The sequence below is a fragment of the Caballeronia sp. LZ035 genome (genome assembly GCF_031451175.1).
Lineage (GTDB): Bacteria > Pseudomonadota > Gammaproteobacteria > Burkholderiales > Burkholderiaceae > Caballeronia.
In genome coordinates this window covers 482,871-509,086 of the sequence record NZ_JARUXS010000003.1, presented here as the reverse complement: position 1 = coordinate 509,086, position 26,216 = coordinate 482,871, and the positions used below count along the sequence as shown (strand labels likewise).

Annotated in this window: 23 protein-coding genes and 1 pseudogene; 12 read left to right on the top strand and 12 right to left on the bottom strand. The window is 64.6% G+C overall.

The features are described from left to right. The first annotated feature begins 36 nt into the window (after window positions 1–36). The 4 genes from QCE88_RS25225 to QCE88_RS25210 all read left to right on the top strand — a co-directional run bounded on the left by QCE88_RS25225 (window position 37) and on the right by QCE88_RS25210 (window position 4,034). Complete coding sequence (locus QCE88_RS25225; RefSeq protein ID WP_309907435.1) at window positions 37–786, top strand: SDR family NAD(P)-dependent oxidoreductase; 750 nt, start codon at window positions 37–39, stop codon at window positions 784–786. 70 nt (window positions 787–856) lie between these two features. After that, window positions 857–2,185: an MFS transporter gene (locus QCE88_RS25220; protein WP_309907433.1), complete on the top strand. Its 1,329-nt coding sequence runs from the start codon at window positions 857–859 to the stop codon at window positions 2,183–2,185. Between the two features lie 26 nt (window positions 2,186–2,211). After that, complete coding sequence (locus QCE88_RS25215) at window positions 2,212–3,054, top strand: transketolase (protein ID WP_309907431.1); 843 nt, start codon at window positions 2,212–2,214, stop codon at window positions 3,052–3,054. After that, complete coding sequence (locus QCE88_RS25210) at window positions 3,051–4,034, top strand: transketolase family protein (RefSeq protein WP_309907428.1); 984 nt, start codon at window positions 3,051–3,053, stop codon at window positions 4,032–4,034. Before QCE88_RS25215 ends, QCE88_RS25210 begins: the two co-directional genes overlap by 4 nt. Window positions 4,035–4,048: 14 nt before the next feature. On the opposite strand, the gene QCE88_RS25205 is transcribed toward QCE88_RS25210, so the two are convergent. The 11 genes and pseudogenes from QCE88_RS25205 to QCE88_RS25155 form a co-directional block, all read right to left on the bottom strand. Beyond that, window positions 4,049–4,624 (bottom strand): DUF2894 domain-containing protein, encoded by a 576-nt coding sequence (locus tag QCE88_RS25205; protein ID WP_309907426.1) that lies wholly within the window; start codon window positions 4,622–4,624, stop codon window positions 4,049–4,051. Continuing rightward, window positions 4,617–5,264, bottom strand: coding sequence for an OmpA family protein (locus tag QCE88_RS25200; protein WP_309836112.1), 648 nt, complete (start codon window positions 5,262–5,264; stop codon window positions 4,617–4,619). Before QCE88_RS25200 ends, QCE88_RS25205 begins: the two co-directional genes overlap by 8 nt. Continuing rightward, window positions 5,261–7,597 carry a DUF802 domain-containing protein gene (locus QCE88_RS25195; protein ID WP_309907424.1) on the bottom strand — a complete coding sequence of 779 codons (2,337 nt, stop codon included), beginning with the start codon at window positions 7,595–7,597 and terminating at the stop codon, window positions 5,261–5,263. Before QCE88_RS25195 ends, QCE88_RS25200 begins: the two co-directional genes overlap by 4 nt. Before the next feature lie 10 nt (window positions 7,598–7,607). Beyond that, entirely contained in the window at window positions 7,608–8,327 is a 720-nt protein-coding gene (locus tag QCE88_RS25190) for a DUF3348 domain-containing protein (protein ID WP_309907422.1), read from the bottom strand. 89 nt (window positions 8,328–8,416) lie between these two features. Further along, the gene (locus tag QCE88_RS25185; protein ID WP_309908763.1) at window positions 8,417–9,502 is read right to left on the bottom strand and encodes a linear amide C-N hydrolase; all 1,086 of its coding nucleotides are present in this window, start codon (window positions 9,500–9,502) and stop codon (window positions 8,417–8,419) included. Window positions 9,503–9,651: 149 nt separating this feature from the next. Further along, window positions 9,652–11,121 (bottom strand): alkaline phosphatase family protein, encoded by a 1,470-nt coding sequence (locus QCE88_RS25180; RefSeq protein ID WP_309907420.1) that lies wholly within the window; start codon window positions 11,119–11,121, stop codon window positions 9,652–9,654. Window positions 11,122–11,274: 153 nt separating this feature from the next. Continuing rightward, on the bottom strand, window positions 11,275–11,667 hold the full coding sequence (locus QCE88_RS25175) for a tautomerase family protein (RefSeq protein WP_309907418.1): 393 nt from the start codon (window positions 11,665–11,667) through the stop codon (window positions 11,275–11,277). Window positions 11,668–11,808: 141 nt separating this feature from the next. After that, complete coding sequence (locus QCE88_RS25170) at window positions 11,809–12,975, bottom strand: ABC transporter permease (protein WP_309907416.1); 1,167 nt, start codon at window positions 12,973–12,975, stop codon at window positions 11,809–11,811. A 9-nt stretch (window positions 12,976–12,984) separates the two neighbouring features. Continuing rightward, window positions 12,985–14,138: pseudogene (locus tag QCE88_RS25165) on the bottom strand (ABC transporter permease). 6 nt (window positions 14,139–14,144) lie between these two features. Next, window positions 14,145–14,837, bottom strand: coding sequence for an ABC transporter ATP-binding protein (locus QCE88_RS25160; protein ID WP_309815897.1), 693 nt, complete (start codon window positions 14,835–14,837; stop codon window positions 14,145–14,147). Window position 14,838: 1 nt separating this feature from the next. Then, the gene (locus QCE88_RS25155; RefSeq protein ID WP_309907413.1) at window positions 14,839–16,050 is read right to left on the bottom strand and encodes an efflux RND transporter periplasmic adaptor subunit; all 1,212 of its coding nucleotides are present in this window, start codon (window positions 16,048–16,050) and stop codon (window positions 14,839–14,841) included. Window positions 16,051–16,307: 257 nt separating this feature from the next. Between QCE88_RS25155 and QCE88_RS25150 the strand changes: the two genes are divergently transcribed. The 8 genes from QCE88_RS25150 to QCE88_RS25115 all read left to right on the top strand — a co-directional run bounded on the left by QCE88_RS25150 (window position 16,308) and on the right by QCE88_RS25115 (window position 25,040). Beyond that, complete coding sequence (locus QCE88_RS25150) at window positions 16,308–17,156, top strand: hypothetical protein (protein WP_309907411.1); 849 nt, start codon at window positions 16,308–16,310, stop codon at window positions 17,154–17,156. Window positions 17,157–17,282: 126 nt separating this feature from the next. Next, window positions 17,283–17,927: a LysE family transporter gene (locus tag QCE88_RS25145; RefSeq protein WP_309907409.1), complete on the top strand. Its 645-nt coding sequence runs from the start codon at window positions 17,283–17,285 to the stop codon at window positions 17,925–17,927. A 176-nt stretch (window positions 17,928–18,103) separates the two neighbouring features. Continuing rightward, complete coding sequence (locus tag QCE88_RS25140; RefSeq protein ID WP_309907407.1) at window positions 18,104–20,047, top strand: sigma-54-dependent Fis family transcriptional regulator; 1,944 nt, start codon at window positions 18,104–18,106, stop codon at window positions 20,045–20,047. A gap of 184 nt (window positions 20,048–20,231) precedes the next feature. Continuing rightward, window positions 20,232–20,306: a pyrroloquinoline quinone precursor peptide PqqA gene (pqqA, locus tag QCE88_RS25135; RefSeq protein ID WP_309908762.1), complete on the top strand. Its 75-nt coding sequence runs from the start codon at window positions 20,232–20,234 to the stop codon at window positions 20,304–20,306. A 73-nt stretch (window positions 20,307–20,379) separates the two neighbouring features. Next, the gene (gene pqqD / locus QCE88_RS25130; protein WP_309907406.1) at window positions 20,380–20,649 is read left to right on the top strand and encodes a pyrroloquinoline quinone biosynthesis peptide chaperone PqqD; all 270 of its coding nucleotides are present in this window, start codon (window positions 20,380–20,382) and stop codon (window positions 20,647–20,649) included. A 250-nt stretch (window positions 20,650–20,899) separates the two neighbouring features. Then, window positions 20,900–22,621: a methanol/ethanol family PQQ-dependent dehydrogenase gene (locus tag QCE88_RS25125; protein ID WP_309907404.1), complete on the top strand. Its 1,722-nt coding sequence runs from the start codon at window positions 20,900–20,902 to the stop codon at window positions 22,619–22,621. A 66-nt stretch (window positions 22,622–22,687) separates the two neighbouring features. Beyond that, the gene (locus QCE88_RS25120) at window positions 22,688–23,869 is read left to right on the top strand and encodes a c-type cytochrome (RefSeq protein ID WP_309907401.1); all 1,182 of its coding nucleotides are present in this window, start codon (window positions 22,688–22,690) and stop codon (window positions 23,867–23,869) included. A gap of 133 nt (window positions 23,870–24,002) precedes the next feature. Next, the gene (locus QCE88_RS25115) at window positions 24,003–25,040 is read left to right on the top strand and encodes an FUSC family protein (RefSeq protein ID WP_309907399.1); all 1,038 of its coding nucleotides are present in this window, start codon (window positions 24,003–24,005) and stop codon (window positions 25,038–25,040) included. 7 nt (window positions 25,041–25,047) lie between these two features. Here the strand turns inward: QCE88_RS25115 and QCE88_RS25110 are convergent, their stop codons facing one another. Next, entirely contained in the window at window positions 25,048–26,196 is a 1,149-nt protein-coding gene (locus tag QCE88_RS25110) for a DSD1 family PLP-dependent enzyme (protein ID WP_309907397.1), read from the bottom strand. Window positions 26,197–26,216 lie beyond the last annotated feature (20 nt).

Sequence of the window (26,216 nt, the reverse complement as noted above, 5' to 3'; positions counted from 1 at the left end):
CACTGCGCCTACACCAGACCATCAACGGAGACAGCGATGTTGCTCGAGAACCAGGTAGTGATCGTCACGGGCGCGGCATCCCCGCGCGGTATCGGCAAGGCCACGGCGCGAGCACTGGCCGCGCAGGGCGCACGCATCGTCGTGCTCGATCTGAAGGAAGCCGATGCGCAGTCCGCCGCCGCCGACCTCGGCGAAGGCCATCTCGGCCTCGCCTGCGACGTCACTGACAAGGCCGCCTGCGTCGCCGCTGCAACAGCGGCAACGGAACGCTACGGCCGCATCGACGCGCTCATCAACAATGCGGGCATCACGCAGCCGATCAAGACGCTCGAAATCGGCGCGGACAACTTCGACGCCGTCATCGGCGTGAACCTGCGCGGCACGCTGTACATGTCGCAGGCCGTCATTCCACAGATGAAGAAGCAGCAGCGCGGCAGCATCGTGTGCATGTCGTCGGTATCGGCGCAACGCGGCGGCGGCATCTTCGGCGGACCGCATTACAGCGCAGCCAAAGCCGGCGTGCTGGGCCTCGCGAAAGCCATGGCGCGCGAGTTCGGGTCCGACCGCATCCGTGTGAACTCGATCACGCCCGGCCTCATCCAGACCGACATCACTGGCGACAAGCTCACGCCCGAGATGCGCACCGACATCATCAAGGGCATTCCGCTCGGCCGTCTCGGCGACGCCGCCGACATCGCAAACGCCTGCCTCTTTCTCGCGAGCGATCTCTCGTCGTATCTCACCGGCGTCACGCTCGACGTGAACGGCGGCATGCTGATTCACTGATCGATCGCGACTACAGACGCACCACCGGCGCACCCGGAACAACCGGGGCGCTTCATGGCAGGAGACATTCATGAAATCCAGACTCGCCACACAGGCGGCCGCGGCTGACTTCACCTCCGCCGACGATGCCGCCAGCTTCGAAACGAAGACCTATGCGAAGGTGGGACGCCGCCTCATCCCGTTCCTGATGCTGTGCTATCTCGGCGCGTATCTCGACCGCGTCAACGTCGGCTTTGCGAAGCTGCAGATGCTGAACGACCTGCGCTTCTCGGAGACCATCTACGGCATCGGCGCGGGCATCTTCTTCCTCGGCTACTTCCTCTTCGAAGTGCCCAGTAACCTGATTCTGCACAGGGTGGGCGCGCGCAAGTGGCTCGCGCGCATCATGCTCACCTGGGCCGTGATCTCGGCAAGCTTCGTGTTCGTTCAGACGCCCACTCAGTTCTACGCGCTGCGCTTCCTGCTCGGCGTGGCCGAAGCGGGCTTCGCACCCGGCGTGATTCTCTATCTCACGTACTGGTTCCCGGCCGCGCGCCGCGCCAAGGCGCTCTCGTTGTTCTTCATGGCGATTCCGCTTGCGGGCATGGTCGGCGGTCCACTCTCCGGTTACATCATGCATGCATTCCAGGGCGCGCACGGGCTGGCCGGATGGAAGTGGCTCTTCATGCTCGAAGCGCTGCCCTCTCTGTGCCTCGGCGTCGCGATCCTGTTCTATCTCGATGACGGCATCGCCGGCGCGAAGTGGCTCACGGACGACGAGAAGGCCTTGCTCAAGCGCAATGTCGACAAGGACAACGCGCAGACCGTGAAGCACGTGTCGATCCGAGCATTCATCGCGGACCGCCGGCTGTGGCTCATGGCGTCCATCTACTTCTGCGTCGTGCTCGGTCAGTACGGGCTCACCTTCTGGCTGCCCACCATCGTGCGCAGGACCGGCGTCGCGGACCCGCTGTGGGTCGGCATCCTCACCGCCATTCCGTATCTCTGCGCCATCATCGCGCTGCCGTTGATCGGTGCGAGTGCGGACCGCCACCGCGAACGCCGCCTGCATCTGGCGATCCCGATGCTCATCTCCGCCGCCGGCTTCGCCACCTTGCCGATGCTCGGCAGCGTGGGCGCCTCGATCGTCTGCGTGAGCGTCGCGGCGGCCGGCATTCTCGCGTCGTCGTCGCAGTTCTGGTCGTTGCCTACTGCCGTGCTGGGCGGCATGTCGGCGGCGGCGGGCATCGCGGCGGTGAACTGCTTCGCCAATCTCGCCGGCTTCTTCTCGCCTGCCATCGTCGGCTGGCTCAATGACTTCACAGGCAAGTCGACGGCCGGCCTGATCTTTATCTCGGCGGCCGTCGTGGTGGGCGCGGTGCTGGTGTTCTTCGTGCCGGCCCGGACCGTCAATCGCTGAACGCATTCTTCAAAGGAGACACAACCATGAGCAGTCCCGTCATCGAGGAGACGACCCTCGCCGAACGTGCCTGGCGCATTCGCCGCAACGCGCTTCTGATGGGCGAGGTGCAGGGCCAGGGCTACATCGGCCAGGCGCTGGATATCGCCGACGTGCTGGCGGTCGCGTATTTCGGCGCGATGCAATACCGTGCCGACGATCCCGAGTGGGAAGGCCGCGACCGCTTCCTGCTCTCGAACGGTCACTATGCCATCGCGCTGTATGCCGCGCTGTTCGAAGCGGGCATCCTGCCGCCCGAGGAACTCGAAACCTATGGCAGCGACGACAGCCGCCTGCCGATGTCCGGCATGGCGAGTTACACGCCCGGCATGGAGATGTCGGGCGGATCGCTCGGCCAGGGGCTGACGATTGCGGTGGGCCGTTGTCTTGGCCTGAAGCGCAAGGGCTCGACGTCCTTCGTCTACACGCTGTTCTCGGACGGCGAACTCGATGAAGGCGCGATCTGGGAAGGCTTGATGTCCGCGGCGCACTGGAAGCTCGACAACCTGATCGCGATGGTGGACGTCAACAACCAGCAAGCGGATGGTCCCTCGACGCAGATCATGTCCTTCGAGCCGCTGGCCGAGAAACTCGACGCCTTCGGCTGGTATGTGCAGCGCGTGAACGGCAACGACATCGACGCCGTCAAGCAGGCCTTCGACAACGCGCGCAACCTGAAGGAAGCGAAGCCGCGCATCATCGTGTGCGATACGAAGATGGGCTGCGGCGTGCCCTTCCTCGAACAGCGCGAGAAGAACCATTTCATCCGCGTCGATGCGCACGAATGGAAGCTGGCACTGGAAGCACTCGATGCAGGGAGACAAGCATGAGCACCCGTTTGAAGACATCCGCGATGATCGCCTCGATTGCAAGTGAAGGACAGGTCACGCGTTCCGCGCCCTTCGGTCATGCGCTGTGCGAGCTCGCACGCGCGAAGGCCAACGTCATCGGCATGACGGCCGATCTCGGCAAGTACACGGACCTGCATATCTTCGCCAAGGCGTTTCCGGAGCGCTATTACCAGATGGGCATGGCCGAGCAGCTGCTGATGGGCGCGGCCGCGGGCTTCGCGCACGAGGGCGCGCAGCCGTTCGTGACGACCTATGCCGTGTTCGGCACGCGGCGCGCCTATGACTTCATCCATCAAACCATTGCGGAAGACAATCTCGATGTAAAGATCGTCTGCGCGCTGCCTGGTCTCACGACGGGTTATGGCCCGAGCCATCAGGCTGCCGAGGATCTGGCGTTGATGCGCGCGATGCCCAACATGACCGTGATCGATCCGTGCGATGCGCTCGACATCGAACAGATGGTCCCGGCCATTGCCGCGCACAAGGGGCCGGTGTATGCGCGCCTGTTGCGCGGCAACGTGCCGGCCGTGCTCGACGAATACGACTACAGCTTCGAACTGGGCCGCGCGAAGCTGCTGCGCGATGGCCGTGACGTGCTCATCATCTCGTCGGGCATCATGACGATGCGCGCGCTCGAAACGGCGCAGGCGCTGCAGAAAGACAGCGTGGATGTCGCGGTGCTGCACGTGCCGACCATCAAGCCGCTAGACACGGCAACGATCATCCGCGAGGCGCGTCGTTCCGGCCGGCTCGTGGTGGTGGCGGAGAATCATACGGTGATCGGCGGCCTGGGCGAAGCGGTGGCCACTACGCTGCTGACCGAGGGCGTGTCGTGCGCGTATCGGCAGATCGGCTTGCCCGATGCTTTCCTCGACGCAGGCGCATTGCCGACGCTGCACGAACGCTATGGCATCTCGACTAACGCCATGGCACGTTCGATCAAGGGCTGGCTCGCATAAAGCCGCCGGCAGCTTCAGCGCGCCTTGCCGCGTGCGGTCTTCTTTTGTGAGGCGGCGCGCGGCGCATCCTTCACCGGAGCGCCCACAAGCGTCAGTGCGTCCATCCACGAGAGCGCATCGACATAGCCGAGAAAGTGCTGCAAATAATCCGGCGACACGTCACCCATCAGCGCCAATGAGCGATGCACGAGGCTGCTCGAATTGAGCGGCCCCGCATTCTTCGGCACCTGTGCAAGCGATTCACGCAGGCGTTTCTCCGCGCTCACCGACGTCCACACGGCGCGCAATGCGTCGAGATACTCGGCGGGCGCAGGACGGCCTTGCGAGCGCTGATTCAACTCGTCGAGCAATGCGGCGAACGGCGTGTTTGCCGTGTCGTGCGTGACGGCGGCGGGTTCGTCCGCAGCCTCTTGCGCATCGAGCAGCGCGGCGAGACGTTCATCGAGCACACGCCTTGCATCGCCTTCATGACACGCAGCGCGCTGCGTCAACGCCTCGATGATGCGACCCGACATGCCGTCCACGCGTACATCGCCGCGCTCGCGCCATGCGTCGAGCATCTCGCGCGCACGCGTCACGCTGTCAGTCATGCGCGGGCACCGCTGCATTGACCGGACGCGGCACCGCCGAGATTTCCACGCGCCGGTTCTTCGCGCGGCCCGCGTCGTCGGCATTCGAACTCACCGGCTGCTGCGAGCCGAAGGCCGCCGCGAACACCGACGAAGACGGCACGCCCGCATCGATCAGCGCGCGCATCACGGTCAGCGCGCGCTTCGCCGACAACTCCCAGTTGTCCGCGAAACGCCGGTTGCCTTCGTGGACCTGCTGGTCGTCGGCGAAACCGCTCACCATCAGGATCTGTTCGTGCGAACCGAGATAGGCGGTCAACGGACCCGCCAGGCTCTTCAGCACGTCGCGTCCCTGCGGCTGCAGCTGATCCGAGTTCAAAGCGAACAGCACGTTGCCGCTGATGCCGATCTTGCCGTTCACCAGCGTCACGCGTCCCGAAGCGAGCGGCCCCGCGAGCGCCTGTTCGAGCGTCTTGCGACGCTCGGTCTCTTTCTGCTGCTGCTTGATGGCCTGTTCGAGCCGCGTCGACAGTTGCAACTGCACGCCGAGCACGGCGACGAGTATCAGCACGAACGCGCCCAGCAGCACCGACATCAGATCGGCGAATGCTGCCCATACGGGCGCTGCGGTCTCGACGCCGCCGTCGATCTCCTCGTTCATGCGGCCTTCGCTCCGTGTGCGCCGCGCTCGCCCGCCAGATGTTGCAGGTTCTCGACGATCTGCTTCTGCGACATCATCGAGAGATCGATGACCTCGCGTGCCTGCGCAACGTAATACGCGAGTTGCTCGTCGCTGCGCGTGAGCGATTTGTCCAGCGCCCCCTCGATGCGTTGCAGCTGCGCGACCAGCGTCTCGTTCGATTCACCGAAGGCCTGCACTGCCGCGCCGAACGCATCGGCAAGACTCGCCACTTCGACGACGCCGCTCGTCACATGCGCGGCCGCATCGCTCAGCTTCGCCGCCTCCGCATCCACCTTGCCGGTGAACTGTGCGCCCACGCGTTCGAGCAGATCGGCCGAGCCGGTCACGAGCGCATCGACTGCCGCGCGCTGTTCGGTCGATGCATGATTCACCGCATCGAGCAGCGTTTCGAGCGTGGCCAGCAGACGTGCGCGTTCGTCGAGCATCGCGGTGTCGCGGACCATCGAATCGGAGAGCTTCTGGCGCAATTCGGCAATGACTTCGGCTGCGGCCTTCGGCGCCTCGGAAGCGGCTTGCACGAGTTGCCCGATCTGCGCGATGGTTTCGTTCGCGTGCAGCTTGCTCTGCTCCGAGATCTCGTTCGCGGTGCGCGCGAGCGTGTCGCAGATGTCCTGCTGACGGCCGGCGGCGAACGCGCTGGTGCTCTGCCATTCCTCGCGCAAGGTCGTGGCGAGCGCACCGAGCGCGTCGGTCCATGCACCGAGACGCGCATCGTGATGCGTGCCGATCTCGGTACGCAATGCCGCATGCGCCTGATTCATCGATTCCAGCAACGAGGCCGCGTGCCCTTCGAAGGTCATGGCGGCATTGGCAAGCGCCTGTTCGTGCTGCGCGGCGAGTTGTACGCCGCTGCTCGTCTGCTGCGCGAGCGCCGCCTGCCACGCGTCGGACATGCCGGACGTGGCGTGTTCCATGCGTGCCGCGATGCCGTCGACGAGACTCGACGAGCGTTGTTCGAACGCCGTGGCAAAGCGCTCCATCGAAGCGGACATGTGCCCGACATGCGTATCGAGGCCCTGCTTCACGCCGGCCATTTCCGTCGATACATCCGCGACCAGAAGCGTCGAGCGCTGCTCGAAGGTGTCGGCGAAACGGTGGAGCGAAGCGGCCATGCGGTCGGTCTGTGCATCGCTGGCTTCACGCTGCTTGATAACGAGACTGTCCAGCCCTTCCCTGACGCCGCTCATCTGCACGGCGATGCCGTCCATCAGTACGGTCGAGCGCGCTTCGAACTTCTCCGTGAGCGCTTCGTTGGCATGACGCTGCGCATCGAGCGATTGATTCCAGATATCCGCGACCTTCGTCGCCGATGCCTCGAAGCCGGTGTTCAGGCTGTCGAGCTGACGCGTCACCGCCTGTTCGACCGTGCCATGCAGTGCGGTCGTTTCACGCGCGATGCCGTCCATCGTCGCCTGCATGACCGGCTGGAGCGCGGCGCTGGCAGCGCGGGCGCTGTCGGCAACGCTTTGCTTCAACGACAGTTCCACCGATGTCGCCAGCCTGCGGTACGCCGTTTCCGTCTTCGCGTGAAACTCGCCCTGACTTGCGATCTGCCGCTCGTGCGCGGCGAGGCTGTGCTGCTCGATGGACTGCATCATCGCGTGCAGATGGTCGGCGAGCGCGGGCATCAGGTCGGCCTGCTTCTGCATCAGCTTGAATGCTGCCTCGCGCTGATGCGTCTGCGTGAACGCGCGCAGCGTCGTGGCGATCTTCGTGTCGAGCGCGTGCGCCGCGTGCAATCGTTCGCGCCTACACAGCGCCGACAACAGACCCAGCATTGCCGATGTCGCAACGCCGGCAATGGACGTACCGAACGCAAAGCCCAGACCCGTGACCGGCGCGGCGAGCGAGGCGCGGATCGCGGACAGGTCCGTTGCGCTCTCCAGTGCGGCGCCGGTGCCATGCAGCGTGACCACCATGCCGAGCAGCGTGCCGAGCATGCCCAGCAGCACCAGCAGGCCGACGAGATACGGCGTGAGCGCGGGCCCGGGCAGCCCGGCGCGTTCGCCCTCCACGCGCGCGCGCACGGCATTGCGCAGGCCTGGCGGCACGGTATCGATCCAGACGGCCAGACTCTTCGGCGCGTTGAGCAGCGCGTCCAGCGCCTGCACGAAGGCCTCGGTGGCCTGCTGGAAGCGGCGCAACTCCAGCGCGCCGACGACATAGCAGGCGCCGATCAGCACGGTCACGGCGAACGCGAGCGGATTCGACACGATATAGCCGATGCCGATGCCGCACACCGCGGCAAGGCCCACCAGAAAGACTGCGACTTTGACGAAATTTCGGGGCATAGCGTGCCAGTTACTGAGACTGAGTGCGAAGCGCCGCAAGCAGGCCTTCGACCGGTTGAAAACGAACTTCGAGTTCGGCGAGCAGAACGTGGCGCATGTCCGTGCGGAACGTCGCGAGCCACGCGCCGGAGGCAGTGCCCGTATCGGCTTCGGCCTGCACCTGGCCACGCTTGAGCCGCTCGAAGTGGCGGCCGAGGATCACGGGCACCTGCGCCAGCAGCGTGCGTTCGCGCGCCGCGAAGGTCTGCTCCATGACGGCATCGACGACCGCGAGACGCGTCATGCCGCCCGCACGCGCCGCCACGGACGCACGCAGACGGCTGCGCAACTCGCCGATGTCGGACTCCATCGTCTGCTGCAACGACAGGGTGTGCTGGCGGAAGATCGCGAAGTCGATCTGCATCGCGTCGGGCGGCGTCTGCACCGCCGTACGCCGCCGGCCATGCAGGCCCGGCTCGTCGCGTTCATCGCGCGTGATGGCGCTCACGAGCCGCGCGCGGGTCTGTGCGGCCGCTGAGGCATCGTCGCCGGAAGCGGATCGCGGACTGGCGACAGGCTGCGGATCGGCTCCGAGCGCGGTGGACAGCGCGATCGCGTCGGTCCAGCCGAGCCATTGGCTCAGGCGGTCCGACAGCGATTGCGCGGGTTCGTGGACATCGAGATCGGCACATTGCGCCAGCAGGCGCACGAGCGCCGGGCCGCTGAATGCCGTGCGCTTAAGGCCTTGCACGAGATCACCAGAGGCAAAAGGACGGTATTTTACCTGCCCGCGCGGCCGGCTCGTCCCGTTTTGCCCGTCACGCAGCCCTCGCGCGCCTGTCAGGGCGCCTTCGCCGGCATGAAGGCAAAGGCCGGCGTCGCCACGAAACTGCCCGCCGTTTCGCCGGAGAACACCTGCCCGCCGTCGATGGTCAGCTTCATCACCGGCGCGCCGGGGCTCAGGTTGAGCTTCTTGAGCGACACCCAGAAAGTGTCGGGGCGCGTGGCCGAATCGAAGTAATAGACGAGGTTCTGCTGATCCGCCACCGTGCGCCAGATGGTCGATGACAGGTTCGGCTGCTCCGGCGTGCTGATGCCGAGCGGCACGCTGACCGAGCGCACCACGCTCATCACGCTCGCCACCGCCTGATACGCATACGACTGCTGCGGCACGCCCGCGAGGTAGTTCGGGTCGGCCTGCTTCGGAATGGCGTCGAGCAGGAAGGAGGCGCGCACATAGCGGTCCGCCGCGCGATTCGTGCCCGGCAGGAAGCCGAGACCGCCGACGCTCTTCCAGTAGGTATCGATGGCAAGCTGCTCGTCGTAGATGGGCGAATTGGTCATTACCTTGTACTTCTTGCCCTGATGGATCACGAGCTTGCCGTTGATGTATTCGAGGATGGCCGAGTCGCCGCGCGCATCCGAAAGCGACAGATGGATGGTCAGCGGCTTGCCGTTGGGCAAGGGCGGCGCGATGATCTGGAACGGCTCGCGGCTCAGCACATAGACCGCCTGCGCCACGGTCGCGAAGTTGTCGAGCGCGTATTGCGCCCACAGGCTGATCGACATCGGGTCGCGCTTCGGGTCGGGCTTGCCGAAATCGGTCTCGGCCAGGTACAGCGCATTGGCGACGAGCCCGCGCTCGTTCATGCCGTCCACGCTGCCGATCTCGTAGCCCGATACCACCACGCTGCCGTACTTGGACTTCCACTTGATGGAGCGCGGCCCCGCGTTGCCGTCGCGTTCGATGCCCGCTGGCATGACCCACAGGTTCGAGCGCATGTCCTCGGACCAGTCCATCGAGCGTCCCGTGACCACGAGCCCCTTGTCGCCCGTAAAGAGCACGCGTGTGCAGGACAGTGCGAGCGAGGTGGAGAGGCAGGCGAGCGCGATGAACCAGGTGAGCTTCTGCAACAGACGAGTCATGGTCATGGAGTCCTTGTGTCGATGATCGGAACAGCTGCCTCATGCTTCATCAGGCCGCGGACCCTGCAAGACGGCGCTCGCGACGCGAACGCACATGATGCACGCATATGCGCCTCGCGTCGAACCCGTGGTTCAGACTGGCTGTTGCATCACCTCGAAGGGAAGCCCAATGTCGTAGCCTTCGTACGCAGATCGGCGAAGCGGCCGCCGGGCGTGGGCGTTTGCGACGCGCCCTCGCCCGCGCGCTTGTCCACCGTGTCGAGTCCCGTTCCGCTCGACGGCGTATTCGAGCATTCGAGGCCGAACGGGCCCGCAGGAACGACGAACGCTGGGGCGTCGGTGCGCGGCGCATCACTCAGGTCAAGCGCGTAGGCCATGTTGAAGGTGGTCGGATCGCTTGCGCGCACGCCCAGTGGATCGAGCCCGAAGCGCCATGCGAGCAGCTGATGGATCGAACTCGGATCGAACGGATAGCGCGACACGCTGCCCGCGCGCACACGCGGACCCAGCAGCATGCAAGGCACGCGAAAGCCGAGCCGGCCATCGTTGCCGAGCTTCTGCTCTGCTGCCGAGAGCGACTTGACCGGCGGCGCCACGTGCTCGAGGAAGCCGCCCCACTCGTCATACACGACGATCATCAGCGTCGAGCTCCAGTTGGGGCTTGCACGCAATGCTTCGTAGATCTGGCCGAGCAAGGCCTGGCCGTTGCGGACGTCGGCGTGAGGATGATCGTCGTTCGAGGTACCGTTCGCCTCGCCGGCGAAGCTTGGATCGACCATGCAGAACGACGGCAGGTTGCCGCCCGCCGCATCCGAGAGGAAGTCGGAGAACAGCTTCGAACGTCCCACATAGCGCGTGCCGTAGAGCGCGGTGAAGGGCACGTCGTGGAAGTAGTACTTCGACGAGACGTTCTTCGCGTCGAGGCGGTCCCAGATGGTCGAGAGCGATGACGTATCGAGCGTATCGCTGAGCCGGTCTGTCTCGCCGCTGTGCAGGTAGACGCGGTTCGGGAACGTATCCGCGAGAATCCCGCTCATGTAGTAGTCGCAGACCGTGTATTGCGCAACGGCCTGGCGATAGAAGTCGAGATCGGCGCCGGTGAAATACCCAATGGGCAACAGGTCGCCGCGCGTCTTGTTCGTGTCGGGCGTCAGCAGGAAGCCGTTCATCGCGCCATTCGCGAGATGCGTGCGGCCCGCGTCGTATTGATGATCGGGGTCCGCGTACTGACAGCCCTGGAAGCCGAACGCCGCATTGGCCGCAAGCGAGAAGCTCGTTTGCACCGTGCCAAAGGCGTCGGTGAACTGCCTGCCCGCCTGCGTGCCTTCGACGCCGGGAACCCAGCCCATCATGTGATCGAAAGAACGGTTTTCCATCGTGACCAGCACGATGTGATCGATGCCCGAGGTTGCAGGCGACGGCAAGGCGGGACGCGGAAGATTCGCGCGATCTGCCGGAATCGTGCCGATGGGACTCGTCGGCGTGACCGTGCCGGAGTTGTCGTCGCTGCCGCCGCCACCGCAGGCGGACAGCATGGCCGAACTCGCGAGCGCCGCGAGCAGGCGGCGGCGTACTGCATCGGGTTCGCTGGGGACGGGCTTGGACGGCTTGTCGGTCATGATGGCGCTCCGTGTGAGTGCTTTTCTCGCACGCCTTCATGTTCGTGCCGGGGCGCGGTTGCGCTTCGTCACATCGAAGGCGAACAGCTTGTGGGTGCCGGAAAGTAGCAAGGCGTATTCCCGGCGCCCACACTCACATGAAGTGCCTGAGGTTCATGCGGCGTTTTCGACGTACTGCGCAATGCCGCGTCCAAACGACCAGTCGTCGCGGCGATTCGGCCCGAGCACGATCATCACATCCTCGGGCCTGAGGCCAGGAGACGCAACGAGCTTCGCGACCAGTGCCCGGTAGAACGCCTGCTTGGTCGCCGTGTCGCGCCAGTCGCTCGCGGTGATGTGGATGAACACGACATCGTCGCTTCGGTCCACGCCGAGATAACCGTCGTCGTAAATGAAATCGTCGCGCTCGAATTGCTGGATCAACTGGAAGCGGTCATCGGCAGGCACTTTGAACGTTTCAACGAGCGCCTCGTGAACACCGTCGGCGATGGCGCGAATGTGCTTGCGCGGCTTACCTTTCAGAAGCGAAATCTGAACGAGCGGCATGATGAAATCTCCTTCGCGGTGAATACGTAGAGCGATGCGGGCATCGCCCGATGAGGCCACTCTACGCCGCCCTTTCGGCCCCGAACATGGCAAAATTTGGAAGCGACGATGCAGAAAAATCGAATGATCGAGAAGGCGCGGTCAACGCGTGCGCAAGGCATCGACGATATTCATGCGCGAGGCGCGCAGCGCGGGAAGAAAGCCGCCGACGAAGCCCATCGCGAGCGAAAACAGAAGCGTCCGCACGATGACCGAAGGCGTCAGGATGAAGCGGAACGACAGGTCCGCGAAGGTCTGGAAGTTGGTCGTGGAGAACGAGGCGAACTGCATCAGCGCCGCGCAGCACAGTCCTGCGATGCCGCCCGTCAGACCCAGCAGCAAGGCCTCCAGCATGAACGCACCGAGCACGTCGAGACGCCTGAAGCCAAGCGCGCGCAACGTGCCAATCTCAGCGACGCGATTCGCCACCGACGCGTACATCGTGATCATGGCGCCGATCATCGCCGCGATCGAGAAGATGATGGACAGCGTGAAGCCCAGGATATTGATGAAGGTCGAGAGCGCTTTAGACTGGTCGCCGTAGAACACCCTTTCGCGCTTGGCTTCGTGGGCGAGGCGCGGATCGACATCGATATCCGCCTTGAAGCGCTCGAACGCGTCGCTGCGCGCGAGCCGCATGACCATCGACGAAAAGCTCGTGCGGCGGAAGGACTGCATCAGTTGATCGACGTCGCCCCAGATTTCCGAATCGAAGCCGCTGCCGCCTGCATCGAAATGGCCGACCACGGTCCAGTCGCGTTGCGCGAAACGCAGATGATCGCCGATGCGCGTGCCGCCGAAGCCCTTCGCGATGCTGCTGCCCACGATGATCTCCGACGAACCGTTGCGGAACATGCGGCCCGCCGTGAGTTTTACTTGCGGCCGCAGTTGCAGGCCCATCGGCGAGACGCCGCGAATCACGACATTGGCGGGCGTGCTGCTGCCGAGCTTGGTGAGCGAGATCAGCACCACCGTTTCCTTCGATGCAAGCGGCTGGCCATCACCGTTCATCGCAACCGACGGGTGCATCTCCATCACGTTCGCCTGCCCGCGGTCGATCGCACTCTGTATCTCGGTCTCCGCGCCCTTGCGGATCACGACGACGTTGTCCGCCTCGCCTGTCGAGACGAGGGTTTTCTTGAGGCCGGCATCGAGCATCAGCACCGTTGAAAACACGAATACGACGAGCGCGAGACCGCCTGCGGTAAGCGCCGTCGTAAGGCGGCGCGCCCACAGATTGCGCGCGACATAGGAGATGGGAATGGCCATCGCGCGCCCTCAGCCGATGGCCCGCAGGCCTTCGACGATGCGCACCCGGCTGGCTTGCACCGCCGGCACGATCGCCGCAGCCAGCGCGACCACGAACGCGCACGCGGCCTGCAACAACATGGTCTCGTGCGAGACGCGGAAGACCGGGAACACGCCGCCGGTCGCGTGCTTGAAGACTTCCGCGAGCGGTGGCGTCGCGAGAATGCCGATGCCGCCGCCGATCGCGCAGATCGCAATCGATTCGCCGAACACCAGCACCGAAAGAAAGCCCGCACCGAAGCCGAGCGCCTTCAGCGTCGCGTACTCGGTGATGCGCTCGCGCGCGCTCATTGCCATGGCATTGGCCATCACGGCCATGATGATGAGGATCACCACGTATGACACCACGCGGATGGCCGCGATGATCTGGTTCGACATCGCGACGAAGCCCAGCTGGAAAGCCTGTTCGGTTTCGGTGAGCGTCTCGGCGAGCGAGTTCTTGAAGACGCTGTCGATATTGCGCGAGACGGCCGCGGCCTGATCCGGATCCTTCACGCCGACCACATACACGCCGACCTGATCGACATTGCGTTTCGTCGTCTTGCGGATGGTCTCGTTGAGATAGTCCCAGTGCATCAGCAGTTGACGCGTGATGGTGGATTCGTCGCGTCCTTCCATGATGCCGCGCACGACAAAGTCCCACGTGCCCGGATAGATCGTGCCCTTGAGCGGAATCACGTCGCCGACCTTGAAGCCGAACTGATCGGCGAGCTGCTGCCGATCAGCACGCCCTTGCGATCGCGCTGGAACGCGGCGCGTGCCTCATCGCTGACGATGAACTCCGGATAGAGATCGAGATAGTTGTCCGACACGGCGAACTGCGCGAAGAAGTTCTTCGGATCGCGATAGACGCCGCCGAACCAGTTCGAGCGCGCGACCAGCGTGACGCCTTCCACGCCGCGTATGCGGTTCTCGTAGGCGAGCGGCAACGGGAACACGAGGGAGATGGCATTGCGCGTGACGAGCCGCGCATTCGAGGCCGCCGATGCGCCCGCATACCACGCGTCCACGACCGTATGCAGCAGGCCGTACGCGAGCACCGCGATGGTCAGCCCGAGCACGGTCAGCGCGGTGCGCAAGCGGTGGCGCAGCGCGTTGCGCAGGATCAGCTTGGCGAGATACATGACGATTCAGGGCCGGGCGCCATCGGTCAGCTCTCCCTTTTCCAGATGCACGAGCGCCTTCGCCGCGCCGGCGGCGTGCGCGTCGTGCGTGACCATGATGATGGTCTTGCCGAGCCGGCTGTTCAGGCGTTGCAGCATCGCGAGGACATCGCTGGCCGAGTTGCGGTCGAGGTCGCCGGTGGGTTCGTCGGCGACGATCAGCTTCGGGTCCGTGATCAGCGCCCGCGCAATCGCCACGCGTTGCTGCTGCCCGCCCGACAGCTCGGACGGATAGTGGCTCATGCGGTCGGCCATGTTGACCATGTCGAGCACCATCGCGACGCGCTCGCGCCGTTCGTGACGCGTGAGGCGCGTCAGCATCAGCGGCAGCTCGACGTTCTCGAAGGCGGACAGCACCGGCATCAGGTTGTAGAACTGGAAGATGAAGCCGACGTTCGCCGCGCGCCAGTCCGCGAGCGCGGCTTCGGGCAGGCGCGTGATGTCGAGTCCGCCGACGAGCAGCTCGCCGCTGTCGGGCCGGTCGATGCCCGCGATCAGGTTCAGCAGCGTGCTCTTGCCGGACCCGGACGGCCCCATCAGCGCGACGAAGTTGCCTTCCGCGATCGACAGCGTGATGTCGGTCAGCACCGGCACGGTCTGCACGCCGCGCCGATACGACTTCGCGACATGGCTGATCTGGACGAGCGGCGGCGTGCTCACGCTATTTCTTCGCCACGGTGACCCGGGCGCCGTCCTTGAGCGTCTCGCCCGGCGACAGCACGACCACGTCGCCAAGCTTGACGCCCTGTACGGCGAGCAGGTCGCCGATGCGTGCGCCGGGTGTTACCGGCACTTCGTGCGCGGTGTCCTGGCTGATGACGTACACCACTTGCTTGCCGCCGCGCGTCACGACCGCCGAAGGCTGCACCGCGATAACCGCCTGCTTCTCATCGGGCGGCACCGGCTTCGACAGGAACGCGACCTTCGCGGACATGTCCGGCAGCACGCGCGGGTCGCGATCGACGAAGCGCACCTTGACGAGCACGGTGGCCTTGGAGCGGTCGACGGTGGGCACCATGCGCGACACGCGGCCCGCGAAGCGCACGTCCGGCAGTGCATCGAGCTGGATCTCGCACGGCTGGTCGACGGCAATGCGGGCGATGTTCGACTCGGCGACATCGGCCTCGACTTCGAGCGTCTTCATGTCGGCGATGGTGACGACCGCGCCCTTGCTGTCGGACGCCGATGAGAACGGCGTGATGTTGTCGCCCACGTTGGCGTGCTTTTCGAGCACGACGCCGTCGAACGGCGCGCGGATCACGGTCTGATCGACGGCCACTTGCGCCGCCTGCGCATTCGCGCGCGCGGAAACGATGGCGGCTTCGTCGCTGTTGATGGACGCCTGCGCCTTGTCGAAACGGGCGAGCGCGGCATCGTACTGCGTCGCGGGAATGGCGCCTTGCGGCACGAGAATGCGATAGCGCTTGAGATCGACTTCGGCGTTCTTGAGTTCGGCGCGCTGGAGTTGCAAGTTGGCCTGTGCGACCTTCACTTGCGCCTGAGCCTGTGCGAGCGACGCCGCGACGTCGTCACTTTCGAGACGGGCGATCACCTCGCCTTGCTTGACCACGGAGCCTTCGAGGACACCGAGCCATTCGACGCGGCCCTGCCCCTTCGACGCCACCGCGGCCTTGCGCTGCGGCACGACATAGCCGGTTGCATTCAGCATCGTATAGCTTTGCGATGGATAGGCGGACGTGACAGTCGCCGTCTCCACCGCCTGCGGCCCGGTGAGCCTGAATGCGACGGCGATCAACGCGAGCACAATGAGCGCGGCGATTGCCCAGCGGAGCCAGTGGCGCCGGCGCCGCGGCACAGCGGCGGCGGAGGGTCCCCGGTCGATCTTTAATTTTTCGAGGTCGTGTTCAGCCAATTTTCGAACGTGCGCCGCTGCTTGGGATCGCGGACCAGTGTGCGGTGAATGGATCCTCAGTATAGCGCCGTGGTCCAGTGCCTCCGGGACGGCCCGGGGAATGGCATTTTGAATGCATCATTCCGCGTGCAAAATGCCGGCACGTCGGTCGCGTAACCAGTGCCTGCGTACGTGGCGAGCCAGGCTGCCGAAGCAGAGGCTTCCATTTAAGATACGGCCTATATCGTGGATTCGGCGTCCTGCGCCAGGAGAAGTACGTGCTTTTGTCGAAACAACGAAGCGTTGCCCTCTGCGCCGCCTGGGCCTTGTTGTGCTGCGGTGCCTCCGCGCGTGCCGCGGAAACGCACGGCACCCATGCGGAACGGACGATCGGCGCCGCGAGCGGCGTCACGGGCGAAAACATTCTTGCGGTGGAATCGTTGCCGCCCGGTTTCGCCGGCGACGATCCCGAGCACGTACGTGACGCGCTCGCCGGCCGCTCCGCGCCCGGACAGGCGCCGTCGATCACGAGCCGGGTGCGGACGTTCCTGGCCCAACCGTTCCGCAAATGGGAGCGCGGCGCGTCGGGCGCGCACGGCGCCAGTCAGCCGCAGGGCGCGAGTGCCACGCAGGCAGACCGCACGTTCGTGTTCGTCATTCCGGTGTCATACGGCGTGCGCTATCAATCGAAGAAGAAAGTGCTGACGGTCAATGTCTCGCTCGCGGCGCCCGGGAATCCGAATGCCATTTTGTTGAAGCAGACGGTGAAGGGGCAAAGCGGCCGCAAGCTCGTCGTCGCGGCCGAAGCCAAAGCGAAGGGCTTCGTGCAGACCTTCGACGTCATTCAGTTGCAACCGGACGGCGGCGCCCGCACCACGGTGACGGGCCGGGCGCTGCTGCCGAGCTTCGCGCATGAACACAGCGAGGGCGATTTCGCGATCGTCCTGGTATGCGCGCTGGAGCCGCCTTACCTGACGGACGACGTCGAGCACAGCGCCCCCTCCGAGGAAGAACCCACCGATGTCACGCGCAGAACCTCGACCCTGAACGGCAGCGTCGCGGCGGCATGGCTCGTCGACCGCAAGGACGGGTCGATCGTGACGCGGCGGCTGCGGCTCGTCAAATAGCCGGGACGCCGTACGCGACGCTTCATGCCCGAGGTGCGCATGCGGCCCGCGCGTAGCATGCATGCCGCATGCATTCGTGCGCTTTGCATCATGCGTTTTGCATGCCTCATACAAGGAGTCGATACGATGTCAGCTTCGAACGCCGTACTCGCGATTCTGTTCTCGCTGCTGCTGGGCGCGATGATTCCCGGTCCTAGCTTCGTGGTCGTGGCGCGCAACTCGATCGGCGTTTCGCGCGCCGACGGACTGGCGACGGCGCTCGGCATGGGTGTCGGCGGCATCTTCTTCGGCGGCATCGCGCTCGCCGGGCTGTACACGCTGCTGGTCGCCGTCGAATGGCTGTATGTGGCGCTGAAGGCGGCCGGCGGCCTGTATCTCGTCTACATCGCCTGGAACATCTGGCGCGGCGCCGCCCGCCCAATGCAAGTGCCGATTCCGTCCGAAGCCACGCCGCGCAAACAGAGCGCCAGAAGATCGTTCTGGCTCGGGCTCTCGACGCAACTGAGCAACCCGAAGACCGCCATCTGGTACGGCAGCATTTTCGCGGCGCTGCTGCCGCAGCACCCGCCGCTGTGGTGCTACTTCGTCCTCCCGCCGATGGTCTTCGCCATCGAGACCGGCTGGTACACCATCGTCGCCCTGGGCTTCTCCAGCAAGCGGCCGCGCGAGCTCTATCTGCGGGCGAAGAAGTGGATCGACCGCGTGGCGGCAGGCGTCATCGCGGCGCTCGGGCTGCGCCTCATATTGACCGCGGGCAAAGCCGGTCTGTGATATCGCATGCAGAACACAAAACGCCATCCGGCATCTTGAATGCAAAAGACCAAAGGCAGGCGCCAGTCTTCCTTTCGTTTTGCTGACTCTCTTCGCTCCTTTGAGTATGGCGCGGACCTTGCTCGTATCCGCGCTTCATCCGGCGCTTCGACCGGCATGTGTACAAGGAGGAGACAATGCAGAACCCCATCTGCGAGAGTGCGGCTTCCCAGGGTGAGCGGGAGAGCGGCTGGCTGATCCCGTCGATCCGCAAGGCGCACGAACGGTCGGAGATTTTCGGCCTCAACGCTTCGACGCGTCCCGACTACGACGTCCTCACGGAAGGCGAGTTGCTGCTCAAGCTGGAACAGAACCGCGTGCTGTGCGCGCATGCGACGCCGGTCATGGAAACCCTGCGAGAGCAGATCGTCAACACGCAGAGCATGATCGTGCTGACCGACGCCCAAGGGCTCATCCTCCACTCCACCGGCGACGACGACTTCCTGGCCCGCGCCGAGAAGGTCGCGCTTCGGGCGGGCGCGAACTGGGCCGAAGAGCGGCAGGGCACGAACGCCATCGGCACGGCCATCGCCGATCGAACGCCAACGGTCGTTCACGGCGATCAGCACTATCTCGTCGCCAACCGTTTCCTGACGTGTTCCAGTGTGCCGATTCTCGATCCCTATGGCGACCTGATCGGCGTACTCGACGTTACCGGCGACCATCGCAGCTATCATCGCCACACGATGGCGCTTGCCCGCATGTCGGTGCAGATGATCGAGAACCATCTGTTTTCCAGCACATTCCAGGGCATGCTGCAGATCTCCTTCCACGGCCGCCACGAGTTCCTCGGCACGCTGATGGAAGGCATCATGGCTTTCACCGGCGACGGCCGCTTCCTCTCCGCGAACCGCAGCGCGCAATTCCAGTTCGGCTTGTCGCTCGCGGCCTTGCGGGCACACACGCTCTCATCGCTATTCGGCTTGACCAGCGCACAGCTGATCGACCGTTCGCACGCGAGCCGTGCGCCGCATCTCACGCTCGACCTCAACAACGGCACGGTCGTGTGTGCGCGCGTGCGGCTGAATCGCGCGCCGCTCGCCGAGGCGCCACCGGCCTTCGCATCGGCGAAACCGGCCCCGCGCCTGCCTTCGCGGCGTGAATCTCCGGCAAGCCTCAACGCGCTCGATACCGGCGACGCGAAGATGTCCGCGGTGATTGCCAAGGTGCGCAAGGTCATCGGCAAAGGCATACCGATTCTCATCACCGGCGAAACCGGCACGGGCAAGGAATTGCTGGCACAGGCCATTCACGGCGATTCGCCTCGCCATCACGGGCCGTTCATCGCAGTCAACTGCGCATCGATTCCCGAGAACCTGATCGAATCCGAACTCTTCGGCTATGAGGAAGGCGCCTTCACCGGCGCCCGGCGCAAAGGCGCGGCCGGCAAGCTGATGCAGGCGAACGGCGGCACGCTGTTCCTCGACGAGATCGGCGACATGCCCTACCCGCTGCAAGTGCGGCTGCTGCGCGTGCTGCAGGAACGCGTCGTGGACCCGTTGGGATCGAGCAAGCCGATCCCTGTCGATGTCGCGATCATCTGCGCGACCCATCGCAACTTGCGCGACATGATCGCGCAGAACCGCTTCCGCGAGGACCTTTACTATCGACTGAACGGCCTCGTCGTGAAGCTGCCGCCCTTGCGCGAACGCACTGACCTCGCCGCCGTGATTGCCACGCTGCTCGATGCGCTGAGCGCGGAAGATCCGCATGGCCCGCATTTGTCCATCGATCGCGAAGTCATGACGCTCTTCGAGCGTTACGCCTGGCCGGGCAACTGCCGGCAGCTCGGCAATCTGTTGCGCACCGCGGCCGCCATGGTCGACGAAGACGGCTGCATCCGGCTCGAACACCTGCCGGAGGACTTCTTCGACGAGCCGCACGGCGGTCCGGCCGACATGTCCGAAGCATGCACTTCGCTTCCGCTCGGTGCGGGCGGATTGCAGGAGGTCACGGCATCCGTGATCGCGGCGACGCTCAGGCGGCACCGCGGCAATGTGTCCGCGACGGCCCGCACGCTCGGCGTGTCGCGCAACACGATCTACCGAAAGATGCCGCAGTGTTCAACGATGGAGCAGTGAACTGTTGCGCCCGGTGTTTCACTTCGACACATCCGCGAAGCACCGGCTCTCTTCACTGAAATTAAATTGAAAGAAAGAGCGCTTTATTACGCGCTCGCTTCAACGAAGGCATGGAGCTTGCATTTTCGACGCCCGATTGCGAACTGGCTCGCGATCGCCAATCGAAACATTCAAGGAGATGATCATGGAATGGACCACGCCTGCCTTCACTGACCTGCGCTTCGGCTTCGAAATCACGATGTACATCGCAACGCGCTGATGCATCGCTGATGACGGCCCGGATCTGATTCCAGTCAGACCCGGGCCATCCCTTCTTCTTCCCGCACGCTCCCATGAACGAGACGAACGTAAGCAAGCGTCCACGCCTGCGCGCGCCGCTCGAGTTGCGTTGGCGCGCTGACCGGCGCACCTGCGAACTGTTGCATCTTCCTGGCGGCATGGAACTGAATCGCAGCGCAGGCGAAATCCTCGCGCGTTGCAACGGCACGCGCGAACTCGACGACATCATCACTGAACTCGAAGCGCACTTCGGCGCGTACGGCCTCGCGCCCGACATCTATCGCTTCATCGATGAGGCGCGCAGGCTCGGCTGGCTCGATTGATCTGTCTTCGAAGCCGCAGTGTCACATCGGTCAACAAGCCACCGCTCCACTGCTTCAGCTTGCAACACACACGAACTTGCAGCGCGTTCATCGCCAAGGCGTGAAGCGTCACGCGACATGCCCATGCAGCAAGGCGGACGAACACATCGGTCACGAATGGCATATGACTTGCCTTGATGATCCGGCAACCGATTGGCATGCCTATACAGATTCCAACGACACGTCGCACCCGAATCCCCAGGAGACAACGATGAAGACACGCCCAGTCCTCGCCATGCGCATGGCGGCGCTCGCAACCTTGGCCGCGAGCGCCGCGATGGCCGTAGCTGCCACGTCCCCCGCACAGTATCCGGACGTCACGTACGACCGCCTGACGAATGCGCAGGACGATCCCGGCTGGCTCACTTATTACCGCACCTATAACGGTCACGGCCATTCGCCGCTCAAGCAGATCGACACCGGCAATGTAAAGGGACTGAAGCAGGCATGGAGCTACAAGTTTCCCGCGGATCTTCAGCAAGGCTTCGAAGCGACACCCATCGTGAATGGCCACTATCTCTTCGTGACCACGCCGAAGGATAACGTCTATGCCTTCGATGCCGCGACCGGCAAGCAGCTGTGGAAGTACGAACCGGGACTCGGCGCTGAATCGTTCAAGACCGCCTGTTGCGATGTGGTGAACCGAGGCGTTGCGCTCTACGGCAAGAATGTCTATGTCGCGATGCTGAACGGCGAGGTCGCCGCGCTCGACGCGCAGAGCGGCGCACTCGTGTGGAAGAAAGCGATGTTCGATCCGGGCACCGGCTATGCATTCTCGCTTGCGCCGCTGGCGCTCGACGGTGCGCTCATCGTCGGCAGCTCGGGCGGTGAGTACGGGGCGCGAGGCTTCATCGCCGCCCTTGATCCCGGCGATGGCAAGGTCCTGTGGAAGCGCTTCACCGTTCCCGGCGCGAAGGAACCGGGCGGCAATACATGGCCGGACGGCACGCAGGAACACGGCGGCGCGCCCGCATGGCTCACGGGCACCTACGATCCCGCAAGCAAGACGCTCTACTGGGGTGTGGGCAATCCCGGTCCGTGGCTCGCGGATCTTCGTCCTGGCGATAACCTTTACTCCGACTCGCTGCTCGCACTCGATCCGAAGTCCGGCGACCTCAAATGGCATTATCAATACACGACGCACGACACTTGGGACTATGACGGCGTGAACACGCCCGTGCTCGCCAGCATCAAGTACGAAGGCCGAGATTACGACGCGATCATTCACGCGGATCGCAACGGCTTTTTCCATGCCATCGACCGCTCCAGCGGCAAGCTGATCTATGCGCGTCCCTTCGTCACCGCCACTTCCGTGACGGGCTATTCGAGCGAAGGGAAGCCGGTGCAGGATGCATCGAAGTATCCAAAGGCCGGTACGACCATCGAAACCTGTCCGAGCTTCCTGGGCGGCAAGAACTGGTGGTCGGTGTCCTACGATCCGCAGACGCATCTTGCAATCGTCCCCGCACTGCATGCGTGCATGTCCTTGTCGGGCAAGTCCGTGAACTACATGGAAGGTCTTCCCTATCTCGGCGAAAGCTTCGAGATCAAGCCGGAACCCAATAGCCGGGGCTATGGCGAACTGCAGGCCATCGACGTGGATACCGGCAAGAAGGTCTGGAGTCACTGGACCAAGCTGCCATGGAACGGCGGCGTCGCGACGACCGCGGGCGGCCTCGCCTTCAGCGGCTCGCTCGATGGCCACCTCTATGCCTTCGACGAGAAGACCGGCAAGGTCTTGTGGCAAAGCCCGAAGCTTGCGAGCGGCATCATCGCGCAGCCTTCGGTGTACGAGATCGACGGCAAGGAATACGTCGCGGTGCTGGCCGGCTATGGCGGCGCCAATCCGATCTGGGGCGGCCCGATGGCCAAGGCCGCGGACAAGGTGCCGCGCGGCGGCACGCTCTACGTGTTCGCGCTCAATCGCACCTGATCGACTGCACGCGAGCGCATCCTATCCCGCGCTCGCGGCTCCCACCGAACCACCGGACGCATACACATGAATCCCTCACTCAACCGCCTTCGCGCCGTGAGCATGCTGACGGCATGCGTCGCACTCGCGCCGTCGCCCTCGGATGCGGCCGTCAAGGTCTGCACCTTTCCCGGCAGCCCTTCGGCGGCACTCGACCGCTCCATCGCACAGGCCGTGTTCGCGCGCGCGGGCATCGCGGCGACCGTCATCGAGAAAGGCATCGGAGACGGCGACGACGACGGCGTATCGCTCAAGGAACTCGACAGGACACTCGCGCGCGGCTGCGATGTGATCGCGGGCTTTCCACGCTCAGCCGTTGCCGATGACTCCGGCGGCAAGATGCACTTCTCGCGTGGCTATCTGCGTGCCGGCTATGTCAGCATCGAGACGCCCGGAGCCGACCTCGACGCCACGGCCATGCGCACGACCGCCGCGACCTATGCAAGCCCCGCGCAACTGATCGCGGTCCAGCAGGCCGACGTGACGCTCGATCTGGAGAACACCTCGGCATCGACTGTCGAAGCCGTCGCGTCGGGCCGCGCACGACGGGCGATCGTCTGGTATCCCGCAGTCGTGGCCTATCGACTCGCGCATCCGGACCGCAGCTTCAAGGTGGCGCTCACGCAGTCGCCGTATGCAAACTGGAAATTGACTTTTGCATTCAGTCCGAGAAGCGAAGCACTACGCACGCGGATCGATACGGCGCTCACCGCGATGAGCAACGACGGCGCATTGCAGGCGCTCACGCGGCACTGGACGATGCCTGCCGAAGTCGCGACGGCCCTGCGCCCGGGAATCATGCTCGCCGACACCAACGCGTCGCGGGCCGGTCGCTTCATCAAGGTGGCGAACGAAGGTGGCATCGACCTGCCTTCGTTCGAGCCGGCGCAGACCGCGCACGGCAAGACGCTCTATGCGAGTTCCTGCGCCAAGTGCCATGGAGCGCAATTGCAGGGCATCACGGCGCCGGCATTGCAGGGGCCGGCATTCGCCCCGGCAGCGAACTCGCATTTGACGGTGGGCGGCATCTTCACTTACATGGCGACCAACATGCCCGCCGATCGTCCCGGCAAGCTGAAGGATCAGGATTATGCGGACATCATGGCCTTCCTGCTGCAATCGAACGGCTACAAGGCCAGCGGAGCAAAGATGACGGCCGACAGCGCGCGTTCCTCGAAGCTGCCGCTGAATGCGGGGCCGGTGCGTTGAGCGGCCGGCGCAACAGCGACGTCGGCCGTTTCGTAATAGGGCATGCCGTGACATAAAACAGAAGCATGCGCACATCATGCGTGGCACCTTGGCATAATGCAGCACCGACCTGTTCGTCGACACCCTGCCACGCATGATTGCGATCACCCGCACCCGACGCCGCCTGCATGCGTTCTTCGGCGCACCCGAAGCGCGCCGTCTGCTGCGCACGCTGATGAGCTGCGCCATCAGCTATAGCGCCGCGCGTCTCGCCGCGCTTCCCGAAGGTTACTGGGCGCTCATCACGACCCTCGTCGTCGTCACGCAACCCAGCCTCACGCAAGCCGTGGACACCGCGCGGGATCAGATCATCGGCGCGTGTATCGGTGCGCTGGTCGGCGTGCTCGGCATCGTCGCGATGCAGTATGGCGCACCGCCGCTCGCGGTCTTCAGCGTGGCCCTGATTCCGCTGGCTGCCGTCAGCGCGAAACGTCCCGCCTTCCGGCTGGCCTGCGTGACGCTGGTGATCGTCGTGCTGATTCCGGCAGGGCCGGGTTCACCGTTCGAGCGGCCGCTGCATCGCGTGCTGGAAATCCTGATTGGCGCCATATCAGCGTTTGTAGTGACCGCGCTCTGGCCGAATCGCGCGTTGCGGGCCGCGCATCATAGCGTCGCTGACACGCTGAGAAGTCTCGGCCAGCTCATCGGTCTCTATCTGACCGGCAATCAGGACGCGGCCCGCGAGACGCAACTCGAAGCGCAAAGCGTGGCTGCGCAGAAGGCGCTCGACGACGCCCTGAAGGAAGCCGAACGCGAGCACATCATCGTGCTCGTACACAACAGCCGCTCGGATGGCATCGACAAGGCGGCGCCCTTTCTGCAACGTCTCCACAGCGACGCAACGTTTCTCGCGAAAGCGGTGTCGGGTCTGGACCGGCAATCCTGCGCGGCGCGTCTCGGCGATATGGGCCGAACGTTGCAGACGCTGTTCGAGTTGCTGGCGAGCGTGCTCGCATCGCCGCAGCAGGATGGCGGCAAGCTGGAGCAGGCACGGGCGTCAGTCAGCGCGCTGAAGACGGCGCTCGCCGCGCAGACGCCGACGCATGGCGCGCAGGAAGCGGCGCAATTCGTCATCGGCCTGATCGTCGCCGATCTCGATGCGCTGATCAGCACGCTCTATCCGGCGAAGTGACGCGCGCCTAGCGTGAGAGGCCGCGGGCGTCGATGGGCCAGATGTCGACGACGCGCCCGCCGCGATAGCAGACGTACTCGTCGTAGAGATTGACGCTCGGGTCGCAATGACCTGGCGGCAACAGCAGACGTGCGCCGACGAGCGGTTCGAAGTCTTCGTTGAGATGGTTTTTTGCATGCAGCATGCCGTGTTCATCGTTCGCGGCGATGTAGTTCAACACGGGCGCACTACGGCCGTCGAGCCAGTGCGCACTGCGCGGCAGGCCCGAATCCACCGCGAGCCCTTTCAATCCGACATCGCAAACGGCCATGCCTGGACGTGTCGCGCTCATCACGGTGGAAAGCACGTACAGACTATGTCGCCAGTGCAGCGCCCCTTCCCAGCCGATGCTGCCGTAATCGCCGTCCATGAAAAGGTATGAGCCAGGCTGCAATTCGGTGAACACGCCGCTCGCGGCATCGAATTCGACCGTGCCAGTGCCCCCGCCCGTCACGACGTCGCAGCGAACGCCGCGCGCGTCCAGCGCACGAACGTAGCGTGCGGCGATATCGGCCGCGCGATTGGCGGCAGTCTTGCGGGCATTCCAGTCGGCGACATGCTGTATGCCGCCGTGATACGCCTGGATGCCGGCAAAGCGCAAGGCACGCTGCGCCGCGATGGCGTCGACGAGTTCGAGCAAGGCGTCCTCGCCGGTGACGCCGCAGCGCTGCTGTCCAGCATCGACTTCGGGCAGCACGTCGATCGTGACGCCGGCCTCGGATGCCGCACGCCCGAGGGCGCGCACCTGCGGCAACGCATCCACGCACACGGAGAGTTGGACGTGCGACGCAAGTTCGACGGCCATCGCCAGCTTGTCGGCACCGACGAACTCGTTGCTGACGTGGATGCTGCGAATACCCGCTGCCGCGAACGGATACGCTTCCGAGAGCTTCTGACAGCACACCCCCACGGCGCCGGCCTCGATCTGCCGTTTCGCGATCTCGCTCGCCTTGTGCGCCTTCGCATGCGGGCGTAGCGCGACGCCATGATGAGCGGCGAATGTTGCCATCGCGGCGAGGTTGGCCTCGAAGGCTTCGAGGTCGAGCAAGAGCGACGGCGTGGCAACCGCGGTGAGCGGATCGCCGGTGCGGGCGGCGGGTGGGGGCAAAAGCGTCATGGCGATGGCGGGCGTCTTTG

Coding starts and splice junctions, on each gene's coding strand:
- QCE88_RS25225 (WP_309907435.1), top strand. CDS start 37: ATGTTGCTCGAGAACCAGGTAGTGATCGTCACGGGCGCGGCATCCCCG.
- QCE88_RS25220 (WP_309907433.1), top strand. CDS start 857: ATGAAATCCAGACTCGCCACACAGGCGGCCGCGGCTGACTTCACCTCC.
- QCE88_RS25215 (WP_309907431.1), top strand. CDS start 2,212: ATGAGCAGTCCCGTCATCGAGGAGACGACCCTCGCCGAACGTGCCTGG.
- QCE88_RS25210 (WP_309907428.1), top strand. CDS start 3,051: ATGAGCACCCGTTTGAAGACATCCGCGATGATCGCCTCGATTGCAAGT.
- QCE88_RS25205 (WP_309907426.1), bottom strand. CDS start 4,624: ATGACTGACAGCGTGACGCGTGCGCGCGAGATGCTCGACGCATGGCGC.
- QCE88_RS25200 (WP_309836112.1), bottom strand. CDS start 5,264: ATGAACGAGGAGATCGACGGCGGCGTCGAGACCGCAGCGCCCGTATGG.
- QCE88_RS25195 (WP_309907424.1), bottom strand. CDS start 7,597: ATGCCCCGAAATTTCGTCAAAGTCGCAGTCTTTCTGGTGGGCCTTGCC.
- QCE88_RS25185 (WP_309908763.1), bottom strand. CDS start 9,502: ATGACTCGTCTGTTGCAGAAGCTCACCTGGTTCATCGCGCTCGCCTGC.
- QCE88_RS25180 (WP_309907420.1), bottom strand. CDS start 11,121: ATGACCGACAAGCCGTCCAAGCCCGTCCCCAGCGAACCCGATGCAGTA.
- QCE88_RS25175 (WP_309907418.1), bottom strand. CDS start 11,667: ATGCCGCTCGTTCAGATTTCGCTTCTGAAAGGTAAGCCGCGCAAGCAC.
- QCE88_RS25170 (WP_309907416.1), bottom strand. CDS start 12,975: ATGGCCATTCCCATCTCCTATGTCGCGCGCAATCTGTGGGCGCGCCGC.
- QCE88_RS25145 (WP_309907409.1), top strand. CDS start 17,283: ATGTCAGCTTCGAACGCCGTACTCGCGATTCTGTTCTCGCTGCTGCTG.
- QCE88_RS25140 (WP_309907407.1), top strand. CDS start 18,104: ATGCAGAACCCCATCTGCGAGAGTGCGGCTTCCCAGGGTGAGCGGGAG.
- pqqD (WP_309907406.1), top strand. CDS start 20,380: ATGAACGAGACGAACGTAAGCAAGCGTCCACGCCTGCGCGCGCCGCTC.
- QCE88_RS25125 (WP_309907404.1), top strand. CDS start 20,900: ATGAAGACACGCCCAGTCCTCGCCATGCGCATGGCGGCGCTCGCAACC.
- QCE88_RS25120 (WP_309907401.1), top strand. CDS start 22,688: ATGAATCCCTCACTCAACCGCCTTCGCGCCGTGAGCATGCTGACGGCA.
- QCE88_RS25115 (WP_309907399.1), top strand. CDS start 24,003: ATGATTGCGATCACCCGCACCCGACGCCGCCTGCATGCGTTCTTCGGC.
- QCE88_RS25110 (WP_309907397.1), bottom strand. CDS start 26,196: ATGACGCTTTTGCCCCCACCCGCCGCCCGCACCGGCGATCCGCTCACC.